Origin of the sequence: Achromobacter spanius (assembly GCF_003994415.1) — a bacterium.
Taxonomy (GTDB): domain Bacteria; phylum Pseudomonadota; class Gammaproteobacteria; order Burkholderiales; family Burkholderiaceae_B; genus Achromobacter; species Achromobacter spanius_C.
This window is the reverse complement of sequence record NZ_CP034689.1, coordinates 5007053-5019834: the sequence shown is the minus strand read 5'-3', so window position 1 is coordinate 5019834 and position 12782 is coordinate 5007053. Positions and strand designations below refer to the sequence as shown.

At 61.9% G+C, this 12782-nt stretch carries 14 protein-coding genes; 6 read left to right on the top strand and 8 right to left on the bottom strand.

What is annotated here, in order from left to right:
• Positions 1-17: 17 nt before the first annotated feature.
• The 5 genes from ELS24_RS23000 (at position 18) to ELS24_RS22980 (ending at position 4323) form a co-directional block, all read left to right on the top strand.
• Complete coding sequence (locus ELS24_RS23000; protein ID WP_054428402.1) at positions 18-1028, top strand: aldo/keto reductase; 1011 nt, start codon at positions 18-20, stop codon at positions 1026-1028.
• Between the two features lie 125 nt (positions 1029-1153).
• The gene (locus ELS24_RS22995; RefSeq protein ID WP_217482961.1) at positions 1154-2221 is read left to right on the top strand and encodes an NAD(P)-dependent alcohol dehydrogenase; all 1068 of its coding nucleotides are present in this window, start codon (positions 1154-1156) and stop codon (positions 2219-2221) included.
• Positions 2222-2430: 209 nt separating this feature from the next.
• Positions 2431-2784, top strand: a complete 354-nt coding sequence (locus tag ELS24_RS31105; protein WP_054428401.1) for a cyclophilin-like fold protein — start codon at positions 2431-2433, stop codon at positions 2782-2784.
• 82 nt (positions 2785-2866) lie between these two features.
• On the top strand, positions 2867-3241 hold the full coding sequence (locus ELS24_RS22985; protein WP_054428400.1) for a DUF2255 family protein: 375 nt from the start codon (positions 2867-2869) through the stop codon (positions 3239-3241).
• 92 nt (positions 3242-3333) lie between these two features.
• Positions 3334-4323, top strand: coding sequence for an aldo/keto reductase (locus tag ELS24_RS22980; protein ID WP_054428399.1), 990 nt, complete (start codon positions 3334-3336; stop codon positions 4321-4323).
• 75 nt (positions 4324-4398) lie between these two features.
• Here the strand turns inward: ELS24_RS22980 and ELS24_RS22975 are convergent, their stop codons facing one another.
• From ELS24_RS22975 to ELS24_RS22950, 6 genes are all read right to left on the bottom strand, one after another.
• Positions 4399-4806, bottom strand: coding sequence for a GFA family protein (locus ELS24_RS22975; RefSeq protein ID WP_076409393.1), 408 nt, complete (start codon positions 4804-4806; stop codon positions 4399-4401).
• Between the two features lie 364 nt (positions 4807-5170).
• Positions 5171-5836 carry an NAD(P)H-dependent oxidoreductase gene (locus tag ELS24_RS22970; RefSeq protein WP_197286516.1) on the bottom strand — a complete coding sequence of 222 codons (666 nt, stop codon included), beginning with the start codon at positions 5834-5836 and terminating at the stop codon, positions 5171-5173.
• Positions 5837-5853: 17 nt separating this feature from the next.
• Complete coding sequence (locus tag ELS24_RS22965) at positions 5854-6618, bottom strand: SDR family oxidoreductase (protein ID WP_054428398.1); 765 nt, start codon at positions 6616-6618, stop codon at positions 5854-5856.
• A 262-nt stretch (positions 6619-6880) separates the two neighbouring features.
• Positions 6881-8290: an MFS transporter gene (locus ELS24_RS22960; protein ID WP_081397566.1), complete on the bottom strand. Its 1410-nt coding sequence runs from the start codon at positions 8288-8290 to the stop codon at positions 6881-6883.
• Positions 8291-8413: 123 nt separating this feature from the next.
• Entirely contained in the window at positions 8414-9091 is a 678-nt protein-coding gene (locus tag ELS24_RS22955) for a carboxymuconolactone decarboxylase family protein (protein ID WP_054429200.1), read from the bottom strand.
• A 178-nt stretch (positions 9092-9269) separates the two neighbouring features.
• Positions 9270-9680, bottom strand: a complete 411-nt coding sequence (locus ELS24_RS22950; protein WP_054448032.1) for a (R)-mandelonitrile lyase — start codon at positions 9678-9680, stop codon at positions 9270-9272.
• 539 nt (positions 9681-10219) lie between these two features.
• On the opposite strand from ELS24_RS22950, the gene ELS24_RS31775 reads away from it, so the two are divergent.
• Complete coding sequence (locus tag ELS24_RS31775) at positions 10220-10645, top strand: helix-turn-helix domain-containing protein (protein ID WP_081397567.1); 426 nt, start codon at positions 10220-10222, stop codon at positions 10643-10645.
• Between the two features lie 309 nt (positions 10646-10954).
• On the opposite strand, the gene ELS24_RS22940 is transcribed toward ELS24_RS31775, so the two are convergent.
• Together ELS24_RS22940 and ELS24_RS22935 are read right to left on the bottom strand one after the other, a co-directional pair.
• Positions 10955-12214 carry a putative Na+/H+ antiporter gene (locus tag ELS24_RS22940; RefSeq protein ID WP_054428397.1) on the bottom strand — a complete coding sequence of 420 codons (1260 nt, stop codon included), beginning with the start codon at positions 12212-12214 and terminating at the stop codon, positions 10955-10957.
• Positions 12215-12252: 38 nt separating this feature from the next.
• Positions 12253-12747 carry a hypothetical protein gene (locus tag ELS24_RS22935; RefSeq protein ID WP_054428396.1) on the bottom strand — a complete coding sequence of 165 codons (495 nt, stop codon included), beginning with the start codon at positions 12745-12747 and terminating at the stop codon, positions 12253-12255.
• Positions 12748-12782: the final 35 nt, after the last annotated feature.

Here is a 12782-nt window from a genome sequence, read left to right as displayed (position 1 = left end):
AGAGAGCCAATCGAACCATGGATTACCGTTACCTGGGCCAAAGCGCCCTGAAGGTCTCACCCTTGTGCCTGGGCGCAATGATGTTCGGCGGCGAAACCGATGAGGCCACGTCGCAGCGCATCATCGCCAAGGCGGGCGACCAGGGCGTCAACTTCATCGATACCGCGGACGTCTATCACGCCGGCCGCTCCGAGGAGATCATCGGACGCGCCATCGCCGACGACCGCGACCGCTGGGTGGTCGCCACCAAGTTCGGCTTCCCGGCGTCGGGTACGGCCGGCCCGAACGAGCAAGGCCAGTCGCGCCGCTGGATCTACCAATCGGTGGAGGCCAGCCTCAAGCGCTTGGGCTCCGACTACATCGACCTGCTGTATTTCCATCGCGCAATCCCGGGCCTGCCGCTCGAAGAAAGCGTACGCGCCGTGGGCGACCTGATCCGCCAGGGCAAGGTGCGGTACTTCGGCCTGTCCAATTTCCGCGGCTGGCGCATTGCCGAAGTGGCGCGCATCGCCGACCAGCTCGGCATCGACCGTCCGGTCGCCAGCGAGCCGCTCTACAACATCGTCGATCGCACGGCCGAAGTCGAGCAATTGCCCGCCGCGGGCCACTACGGCCTGGGTGTCGTTTCTTACAGCCCGCTGGCGCGCGGCGTGCTCTCGGGCAAGTACGCCGTGGACGCGCCGCCGCCATCCGACAGCCGTGCCGGCCGTGGCGACAAGCGCATGCAGCAGACCGAGTGGCGGCCTGAATCGCTGAAGGTCGCCCAGGCCATCGCGGCACGCGCTGTCGAGCACGACACGACCTCGATCGCCTTCGCCCTGGCCTGGGTGCTGAACAACCGTCTGGTCAGCTCCACCATCGCCGGCCCCCGTACCGAGGCGCAGTGGGACAGCTACCTCGAAGCCCTGACGGTGCAGCTCACCGCGGACGACGAGCGTTTCGTCGATGCGCTGGTGCCGCCCGGCCATGCCTCGACGCCGGGCTACACCGATCCTGGCTATCCAGTGGAGGGGCGTCGGGTCGGATGAACACCGATGACTTTGGCATACCCGATCGAGGCACCGAGGCGATCTGATCCGGTTTCCGCAATGGCCCTGTCGGCGGCTCTGGTTGGCAGAGCCATTGCAGGGAAGACAACAAAGAATGTGAGTTGATGATGAAGACCGTAGGCTACGCCGCGCATAGCGCGGACACCCCGCTGGCGCTGTTCGAGTTCGAGCGGCGCGAACTGCGGAACAACGACGTTGCGATGGAGGTTCTCTATTGCGGCGTGTGCCACTCTGACCTGCATACCGCCCGCAACGATTGGGGCGGCACGCTGTATCCGATCGTGCCCGGCCACGAGATCGTGGGCCGCGTCACCCAGGTTGGCGCCGGCGTCAGCAAGTTCCGCGTTGGCGATCACGTCGCCGTGGGCTGCATGGTGGATTCTTGTCAGCATTGTGACCAATGCGACGAGGGACATGAACAGTTTTGCCGTGAGGGCTTGGTCGGCACTTACTCGGGCCTGGATCGCATCACAGGCGATGCTACCCAAGGTGGCTACGCCAAGCACCTCATCGTGCGTGAGGAGTTTGTGCTGTCCATCCCCGAAGGGCTGGATCTGTCGCGGGTGGCGCCGCTGCTGTGCGCGGGCATCACCACGTACTCGCCGCTGCGGACCTGGAATATCCAGCATGGCAGCCGGGTAGCGGTGATCGGATTGGGCGGCCTGGGTCACATGGCGGTCAAGCTCGCAGCCGGCATGGGGGCGCACGTCACGGTACTGGGCCGAACCGACGCCAAGGCCGTGGATGCCAAGGCGCTGGGTGCCCACGAATTCATCGTCTCGGCCGATCCGGCGGCAATGAGCGCGGCGCAGTCGCGTTTCGACCTCATCATCGACACGGTGCCAGTGGAGCACGACCTCACGCCCTACCTGCCGTTGCTGGATGTGGATGGCACGCTGACACTGGTCGGCCAGATCGGGGGCATTCCGCAGACGACTTCTGTGCCGCTCATCATGGGACGTCGCCGCGTGGCGGGCTCTCTGATTGGCGGCATCCGCGAAACGCAGGAGATGCTCGAATTCTGCGCCAAGCGGAACATCCTGCCCGAATGCGAAATGATCCGCATGGACGAGATCAACGAAGCCTTCGAGCGCATGGAACGCTCCGACGTCCACTATCGCTTCGTCATCGACATGTCGTCGCTGTCGGCGGATGCGCGCAAGGCGGCGTGATGCGAAGGACAACTCTGCACCCTGTGGCCCGCGTTGCACGTGGGGAGCTTGGCACCCTTTCGGGCGATCGGGTGGTACGCAGGAACGCCAGATGGCTTGGATTGGGCGTGCTGTGCGCCGCCGCGTTGTCGGTGGCCACCGGCGCCATAGCGGGCGATGCCTCCAGCCCTTCTTCAAGGAGGTCCTCGACACAGGAACAACATCGCGCCATGCAGATCAGCATCGACATCGAAGGAACCACCCTCACTGCCACCTTGGACGATAACGACAGCTCCCGGGACTTCGCCTCCCTGCTGCCGTTGTCGCTGACGCTGGACGATTACGCCGCAACGGAGAAGGTTAGCGACCTGCCTCGGAGGTTGTCCACCAAGGACGCGCCTGCGGGGACAGCCGCCAAGGCAGGCGACCTGACCTACTACTCGCCCTGGGGCAACCTGGCGATTTTTTACAAGGACTTCCGACACGCCAGCGGACTGGTGAAGCTCGGCTCGCTGGACTCGGGCGTCGAGATCATGCGCCGGCCGGGGCCTCTCAAGGTCACCATCCGAAAGGCAACGCAGTAAATAGGCAGAGCTGTCGGCCAGCTTCGTACCAGGCATCGGCTGCGCCGCTCCGGCGCCGGCATCTATATTCCGGAGAACGAGCATGTGGAATCAAGAACAACTCGACCGCATCGTGGATGCGGACGACCTGAAAATCTCGCCGTTGCGCAACGATGGCAAAACCTACGGCACACCAACCTGGATCTGGTGCGTGCAGGTGGACGGCGAACTGTACGTGCGTGGCTATAGCGGCACGGCCTCTCGCTGGTACCAGGCCGCAATCAAGCAGCGGGCAGGCCGCATTTCGGCGGCAGGATCGGTGATCGACGTCACGTTCGAGCCGGTCGCCGGCCCCACCAACGACGCGATCGACTCCGCATACCGGGCCAAGTATTCCACCAGCCAGTACCTGCGGCCGATGATCAGCGACCGTGCGCGGGCGGCGACGGTGAGGGTGCTTCCGCGCGATCCCGCCTGATCCCATCCGCTGGGAATCAGCAGAGAGCAGCGGGAGGCCGCAGCGGCCTGCTGAAGACAAGGCCGTGTTGGACATGCTAAAGGAGCACGTATATGCAATATGCACATCTCGGGCGTTCTGGCCTCAAAGTCAGCCGCCTGTGTCTCGGCACCATGAACTTCGGCGATGTGACGGACGAAGCGGCAGCCCACCACATCATGGACGTCGCGGTCGAATCAGGCATCAACTTCTTCGACACCGCCGACGTCTATGGCGGCCCGCAGACGCCGGACATGGATAAGGGCTTCGGCATCTCAGAGGAAATCATCGGGCGCTGGCTGGCGCAGGACAGCACGCGGCGCGACGGCATCGTGCTGGCCACCAAGGTCTACCAGCCCATGGGGCTGGGGCCCAATGACCGCCGGCTGTCCGCATACCACATCAGGAAAGCGTGCGAGGATAGCCTGCGCCGCCTGCAAACCGACCACATCGACCTGTACCAGATGCATCACATCGACCGGCACACGCCCTGGGACGAGGTCTGGCAGGCGATGGAACTGCTGGTCCAGCAAGGCAAGGTGCTGTACGTCGGCAGCAGCAACTTCGCTGGCTGGGACATTGCCACGGCCCAGGCGGCGGCTCAGTCGCGGCATTTCATGGGGTTGGTGTCCGAGCAGAGCCTATACAACCTGAGCACGCGCACCGTCGAGCTGGAGGTGATTCCGGCCTGCCGGCATCTGGGGGTGGGCCTTCTGCCTTGGAGCCCCTTGGGTCGCGGGCTGCTGGCCGGCATGCAGGAGAAGCAAGCCGTGGAGGGCCGCCGTGCAAGGCTTGTCCGAACCACGTTGGCACGGCACGAGACGCAGCTTCAGGCCTACGAAGCGCTGTGCGGCGATCTCGGGGAAGCCCCCGCCGTGATTGCATTGGCGTGGCTGCTCAACAATCCGGACGTGACCGCCCCAATCGTCGGTCCCCGGACCGTCGAGCAACTCCGGCAGGCACTTCAGGCGCTGGAGATCTCGTTCTCCGACGATACGCTGCGCTGCCTGGATGACATCTGGCCTGGGCCGGGCGGTGAGTCGCCCCAAGCCTATGCGTGGTAAAGCCGCGCTGGTGGATCCTGCACTACAGGCCGAACTCGTGCAGTGCCTCGAAGCCTGGACGGGCCGCCAAGCGCGTCATGGCTGTCCTGCAAATTCCTCCGTACCCTCCAGGCGTGGGAGCCACGGATACCGTCTCCCGGTCCAGATTTGTCGTATGGGTTGCCCTAAATCGTAGCGCTGTTTGAGCGCGCCGACTCGTAAAGAGTAGGTTGCAGGATTCTCGGCCGCTAATGAGTACACCGGCCCGCCACAATCACCGCAAAAGCCGTGGATGCGCTTGGCGCCGCTGTCTCCGACCTTGAGGTATTTCTTCGGACTTCCACTGGTGAGGCGAAATGTCTCCGCAGGCGCTGGGATGTTCATTCGGAACGCCGAGCCCGACTGCATTTGGCAATCCGCACAGTTGCAGATCATGACGGTTCCGGGCTCCACCTCCGCTTCGTAGGTGATGGCACCGCAATGACATTGGCCTTCGACTTTCATGGCAGCTCCATAGGACGTGACAAGGGCTCAGTGGCTCGCCTGATGTGCTGGCGAAACACCGTGGACGCGAGGTCGATGCTCGCTCAAAGGACTACGAAGTAATTCTGGCCACTAGCGAAAGCCGCGATGGGATCTCAAACTTGCCTGGTACCTTGCCAAGTTATGGGCGTACATCGTTTTCGGCATTCGACGTTCAGCCAAGGCGCCGTTGTCGACCTAGACCCGTCGTGCGCCTGGCCCGCTTCGCCTGTGAGCAAGGGCGCTGTATGCGCCTGATTTCGCGGCACCGTCATCGGGCATGGACCTGTGACTTTTCGTATACCCCAAGTATCGGTCATCACGGATTTTTTGTGCAACCTTGCTGTCAGAGCCTTGCAGTCAGGGCTTGCTGATACTCACGCAGCGCCGAGGTATTGCCGGAGGCGGCGAAAAAGCACAGCGGCTTGGCGAACGTCATGCCCGTGTATTTCGCACTGGCACGAAGCGGAGTCAGTACCTCGTCGATAGTGAAGCCCAGGCGTCCCTTAGGAGAGTAGGCATCTTCCGGGCCGGCTGTCGTGGTCACGACGAACAGCTCCTTGCCCCTGAGTTCAGGCGGTGGGCCCGATCCCCAAACCTCGTTCATGTAGGCCTTGAGCATGGGCGTGAGGTTGAACCAATGGATCGGGAAAATGAACACCAGCCGCTCCATCTGCTCGTAGAGTTTGCGCTCCGCCGCGCGGTCAAAGCCGCGCATGTTATCGCCGTAGACGGACTCCAGGTTCCTGAACATCGCGCCGTTTGCTTTCTGAGCCACCTCCCACAACGCCTTGTTGACGACAGAACGGTCGGGATAAGGATGGGAGGCAATGATCAGCGTCTTTGCCCCGACGTGCGAGGGCTGGGCCTGGGCGTTCGCGGTGGCCATCAGCGCGGGCATGGCCGCGCCGATGGCCACCGTCGCCCCAGCTTTCAGAATGTCGCGGCGACCCGCATCGGCGACGCCCTCGCCATCCATGATTCCAGGCATGGAGCCTTTGGGTTCGGACATGAGTACTCCTGTATTGCCTAGCGCGCGGTGTAGCCGCCATCGACGGCCAGCGCATGGCCGATCACGAAGGTCGAACCCGGACCGCACAGCCAGAGTACGGCAGAGGCAATTTCCTCGGGCTTGCCCAGGCGGCCGATCGGCTGCTCCTTGAGCATTTCCTTGATCAGATCATCCTCGCCGCCAGAAATCATGCTGTCGAGCATCGGCGTGCTGATGATTCCGGGGCACACGGCATTGATGCGGATGCCACGCGCGGCGTAGTCAAGCGCCGCGCTTTTGGTCAGGCCGAGTACGCCGTGCTTGGTTGCGTGATACGCCGACCGCCCCGCGACACCCACCAGCCCTCCCAGGGAGGAGCAGTTGACGATTGCACCACTGCCTTGTTTACGCATCTGGATCAGCTCGTACTTCATGCAGTTCCACACGCCGCGCAGGTTGATACTGTTGACGCGATCAAACTCTTCCCCATCCATGTCGGCGACCTCCACGGGCGGGCTTTGCACGCCAGCGTTGTTGAAGGCCGCATCCAGGCGTCCGAACTTGGTCACGGCTTGCTCAACCATGGACTTGACCTGCGCCTCGTCGGCCACGTCGCAGCGCACGGCAAGCGTCTGAGCGCCACCCGCTGCCAGCTCATCGGCAGCCGCGCGAACTGCCGCCTCGTTCACGTCGGCCAGCACGACCGCTGCGCCCGCCGATGCGAACGCCTTGGCGGTCGCCAGGCCCATGCCCGAAGCGGCGCCCGTAACTAGGGCTACCTTGCCTGCAAATGAATCACTCATATCAGTACTCCAATCTCGATTCGACATGGTGAGATTTAAGTACGACTTCGCTTATTGATAAATACCCATAACCGGGATGCAGCTATGAAATCGCTTCATGAAAAGGATGTCGAGCAATCTTCCCCCGACTCGCAAAGCATGAAATTGTGCTGTCGCGGCTTTGCCCATCTCGGCCAAACAAGGAAGGTTTCCAAGTGGTTATGGCCGCACGACAGGTAAGCACCGCGGCGATTGAGAGGTAGGTTAGTCAAAAAATTGCTGGTTATCCATTGAACTCAGGTGTTCCTGAAGAGTGAAGCCCAAATGCCATCACCGCAGTGACCAGCGCAATACCGGCTGCCACTAACAGACTGATGCGCATGCCCGCCGTGAAACTGGATGCCTGCGACAGAAGTGCTCCGAACACCGCCACGGCAAGCGCACCTCCCACTTGCCGGCATGTGTTGAACACGCCGCTGGCCGTCCCCGCCAACGCACCTGGCACGCTAGACAACAGCACGGCCGTCACCGGCGGGGCGACGAATGGACCTGCCAAGCCGACCAGCACCATCAGCGCGGCGATCCACACCACGGGCGCGGTGGGCGGAAGCAGCGCCACCGCCGCCAACCCGGCTGCCATGCTCACTAGACCACTCACGATCATCGTCCGCGCGCTGAAGCGCCGTACCAGGCGCGCACTGAACGGCGTCAGCACAAGCCCAATCAACATCATCGGCAGGAAGGCCACGCCGGTTTCCGGCGCCGAGAGGCCCCGCTGCTGCTGCAGATACAGGCTTATCACGAATGGCAGGCCGAAGTAGCCGACCATGAACGTAAAGCCGACGACCATCGAAATCCGAGCATTGCGCGGCGCCAGCAGCCCCGGCGGCACCATGGGATTCGCCCGGCGGAGTTGCGACCATGCGAAAGCTGCCAGCGCAACCAGCGCCATTGCAAAGGCCGCCAGCACCGGCATTGCGCCCGGCCCTTGTACGCCCGCCTCGATCGCCCCGTAGATCAGCGCTCCCATGGCGACTATGGCCATCACCTGCCCCACCGCGTCGAAAGGCGCGGGACGGCGTGGTGAAGCAGGCGTACGCGCAAGAAACGCCAGGGTCAACAGGCCGACAGGTAGGTTGACGAAGAAGATCCAGCGCCAATCCAGCGAAACCAGCCATCCGCCGATGACCGGGCCGGACGTGGCCGCCACGGAGCCGCCCATGGCCCACAGCGCCACCGCGTGCCCGCGCCGGATCGGGTCGGGATACGCCTGGCGGATCAGCGCCATGGAGGCCGGCATCATGGCCGCGGCGCCGACACCTTGCGCCAGGCGCGCTGCCACCAGCACCGCCAACGACGGGGCCCATCCACAAGCCATCGATGCCAGGACGAACACCACCAGTCCCATGCCGAACGCCCGCCGCGCGCCAATGCGGTCAACCAGCGCCCCGGCCGACAGCAGCAGCGCGCCGAACATCAGGGTGTAGCCATCCACCACCCACTGCAGGCCGTCCACACTGGCACCCAGATCGTGGGCGAGCGTCGGCAGCGCGACGTTGACCACCACCGCGTCCAGCGTGATCACGAAGAACCCCAGAAGCGCCGCAATCAGGGTCGCCTGCGCGCGGCGTCGCGTGTCTTTTGCTGAACCGCCCTGCATGTGTGTGGAGGCAACGGCGGCGTCAGATGGCATATGACAAGGCCGTCTTGATGGCGCATCGTTCGCTTGTGGCAGTGCGGCCAGGCGTGACCTTGGTCGCGACGGAGGTTGAACCGAGCCGCGGAGTCAACTTGGCGTCATGTGTGGCGGCAATGCTCACTTTGCCGCCTTGGTAGCCAATTGTCGCTCCAGCGCCTCGTTCGCACGGCGAGCCATATCGGCATCCGCGCGCTCGCCGAGCACGTGGGTAAGCTGACGCAACTGCGTCGCAGTGAGGCCCGTATTCAGGCTGATCTTCATGTGCGCCTGCAACTGCGGCTCGGCGCCGGGCAGCGCCGACAGCATACTCACGGTGGCCAGTTCTCGGCTTTGCCAGTCGAGGTTGTCGCGCTCGAAGATGTCACCGAAAAGATGGGTGCGCAGATATTCGTTCGCCACGGGGGCGAAGTCGAACAATGGACCTTCCACAGGCCCGCCCGATAGCTTGGTCTGGTTGGCCTTTCCCGTAGCCAGGAGCGCGTCGCCCTTCGGGATGGGACGGCTGGGTTCACGACCGGGTGCATCCTGGATGCCGCGCTGCTTGCGTATTTCCAGCACCTTCATCAGTTCGCCCAGCGCGTTGAGGCTGCGCGGAAAGCCGGCGTAGGCGTAGAGCTGCACCAGGATTTCCTTGGTGTCGCTGATCGTCATGCCAGCGTCCAGCCCCTGATTCAGGGCGGCGTTCAGCTTGGCCATGTCACCTGCAGCCGCAAACGCTCCGATGGGTACGATGGCTTGTTGACGGACCGTAAGGGATTCGGCGGCGCTGGGCGCGCCAGCGGAAACTTGATTCATTTGCTTGGCCTCCTGTGCATGGGTTGCTTGGCTCAGTGCCGCGACCAGACCGAGGGTCACCGCCAACACGGCAGGGCGAAGAGGCGCTTTCCTGTGCCTATCGGATTGGGTTGCACGGGATTCGCGCATAGTGCGGTGGAACGAGTACATGGGTGTCCTTTCCTTAAAGTGAGGCGGCTCAGCCTTTGGGCGGGCCAGCAAGGTATTGCGCGTCGGTGACGTGTTCCATCCATTCGACGTTCTTGCCATCGAGTGCTTCCTGAATGGCGATATGGGTCATGGCTGTGGTCGGCGACGCACCGTGCCAATGCCGATGACCCGGCGGGCACCAGATGACATCGCCGGCGCGGATCTCGACGATAGATTCGCCTTCGCACTGCGTCCAACCGCAGCCAGCGGTGACGATCAGTGTTTGTCCCAACGGATGGGTGTGCCACGCCGTGCGCGCACCGGGCTCAAAAGTCACGGCTGCGCAAGAAACACGAGCAGGCGCCGGAGCGCTGTTCAGGGGGTCAATGCGAACCGTCCCCGTGAACCACTCGGCAGGCCCTCTTGTGGAAGGTTGAGAACCAGCGCGTTTGAGTTCCATGGCTATTCCTTTCATTGCATGAGAGTGAACATGGCTCGCTACAGCCCCTGTGCGGTGATCTGCGCGGCGTCAAGAAATGAGTCGCGTCAGCCAAGCTGGTCGGCGCCGACCGCCTAGAATTGGTTTTGCATCTGGCTGCCTGTCGGCGGAGCACTGCAAAATCTCGGGCTTCATGACAGTCAATTTGACCCGCATAAAACTATAGAGCGCGTGCGGCGTAGTGATAAGGTGGGGAAGTTGGCATGCAGCTATGAAGTCCATTCATGAATTCAAGAGCAGATCTCTATGGTCGTCTGGCCGCCGTGGTTCTCGCATGCCGTTGTGGAGTCCCTTGATTGCCGACCGAGGTGTGGTGGCAACATGCTGAAGGATGGCGCATTGGTAGTTGTCCGCTATTCGTGATGTCTCTGGCGAGCCTGGTGAATGGATCATCTGCTTACTCTTCCAGCAGTGTTCTCAAAAAAGGTCCCTGGTTTGAGTGCGCTGATGGCGGGCGTCGAAATTTCAGACGGTCAGTGCAACACCTTATTTGATTTTTTCTGTACCACGGAGGCATCGCGCCTCGTCCCCGAACACGCCGTGCCGAATGCCTGTCCGCACAAGAGTGCGAGTCGATCTCTCGACGGCTCGCCAGTGGTGCCAGTTATCGAGCCATTGGTCGTGCGCTGGGTCGCTCAGCCTCAACGATCTCGAGAGAGGTTGGCCGCCATGGTGGCCCAGGGAAGTATCGGGCATACGATGCTGAAAAGCAGTTCCTGAAACGCGCTCGGCGACCGAAGCCGTACTTGCTCACTCGGGAGCCGGAGCTGCGCAATGTCGTGATACGCTTGTTGGAGGCGGACTGGTCCCCCGAACAGATATCGGGATGGCTGAAACCTCGATCCCCTGGCGGAAAGACCGTGTTTGTTTCGCACGAGACGATCTATCGATCACTGTTGGTTCAGACCCGCGGGGTACTGCGATAGGAGCAAAAAAAGCACCTGCCCACGCAGCGGATGTTCTGCCATGCCAGGCTTCTGAAAAAAGCCATGCGGGGCAGTCTGCGCATCACACCCTCTGCAAGCGGCACGCGACGGGCCGATTCCGGCCCATTGCGGTCGTTCGGTTGATTGGGTTCGGGAACTCGATATCTTGTAAGCGGGTTCTAGGCGGCGGCCTTTCGCACACCTCAGATCGTGATGAGGTCCTTTGAAGCGAACATCGAAGGACAGCGCCCACGCGTGGCGCAAAGCCTACCGCAGCGCTTGCTGTGCCGGTGGCGCCGCGGGACCGCTTCAGAAGAAGAACAAAAACGCCGCTGCGATCACTGTGGGTATCAGCGCGCCTGACAAAAGACCAAGCATGCTCACTGCGCCGTTCGCGAAACTCCCACGAAGCAAAGCGACGCCCGCAGGGTTGGGCGCATTGGCAATAACGGTCAGGCCGCCGCCAGCCACGGCGCCAGCCACCAGCATGTACTGTGCCTGAGTCGAAATCCCGTCGATGAGCGATCCCAGGTACGTCAGCGCGGCATTGTCGGTGATAGCGGTGAGCGCCAGAGCGCCGACGAACAGCACGTTAGGCTCGAGGCTGCCGACGATAGGCTGTAACCACCATTGCTGCATGCCACCCAGGACAACCAAGCCAGCGAGGAAGAAGCCGACCAACAAGGCTTCTTTGATGATGAGCGGGCTTTGATGTACTTTGTACGCTTGCGTATAGCCAATGAAAAAGAGGAACAGCCCCAGAAAAATTATGGGGTGATGTGCGCTGAGAACCACCGCCGCCAAAAAAAATAGATGCACCGCAATGACGAGGGGAGACATCGGCACAGCGGACTTCTTCAGAGAAAGTACATCTCCCGAACGCAGGTGGGGCCGAAGGAACAATGTCACCAGCGTGGCGTTGACCAGCACGGCTAGCGCGGCTTTCCAGCCGAATGTCTTAAACATGAAAGCGCTGTCCCAGCCCCACGTTGACGCGACCATCAAAACTGGCGGTGCGGCATACGATGTCAGCGTGCCCCCAATGGATATGTTGACAAACAAGACACCCAGCGCCAAATACTTCAAGCGTTCCGGCATTTCGCGGTGGAAAACTTGCGGCGCCAGCATCATTGCGGCAATCGTCATTGCGGCCGGCTCCGTAACAAGGGAGCCGGCGAGTGGAACCATAGCTAGGCAAAGCCAGGCCTTGGCTGTCTGGTCATTTACGGGGAGCTCTCGCGCCACGCGTTCGACTAGGCGCATGACGAAAGTTAGCACCGGCAATGATGCTGCGATGACCATTACGACGAACACAAATGCCGGCTCGGTGTAGTTCCGGGATTCGGCATATGCGAGGGCCGTGCCGCCTGACGCCGCCAACGCCATCAAGACAAGCAATATCGCGGCCCAGAATCCAAAAACGACTTCGACTTCTCCCAACAAATGAAGTAAACCGCCATGACGTTTGCTTCGATGCGCCAGACGCAAAAACAGCGGCGCCGAAAAAGTATGTATAAGGGCAATTGCAAAAACTACGGCGGCGAGGATTTCGAGACTGGACTCTGGCACTTGTCGGTTCCTGTAGTTAGAGGGCAGTACGGCCCAAGTTAGATTCGCGGGGATGAGACGCGCGCGACCTCCACCCACACGCGCGTCATGACGACGTGCTTAACCAGATCGAAAAGGTGTTCGGGAGCGCTGGCAGGCACAAGCACGCGTCGAATCAGTGCTTGCAAGTCTACACGCACGCATGGACGCGATGCGAGCGGCCCGCGACGCTGGGACAGTGCCCGCAGCCGCACGCGGCTATCCGACGGCATGTCGATTTTCAGCTGGGCGTTCTCGGGCGCCAGCACCGCCTGACGCAGCGCATCGACCGTGGTGCAGACATAAACAGATCCCGGCTGGGCCACATCATCCTCAATTTGACGGAGCCATTCCTGCGAGCCGACCAATGTTGATGTGGACCCCTTCTTCGGCATCTCAAAGCGTAGATGACTGAATTCAAGCAATTCGATGAATTCCACAAAGGGAAGCTGGCGCACTACCGATACCGTCCCGCGTGGCCGATTCCCTCCGTTGTGTCGCGCCAATATACTCATGACACTCTCCATTGATCTAAAAGGGGACCGACGGC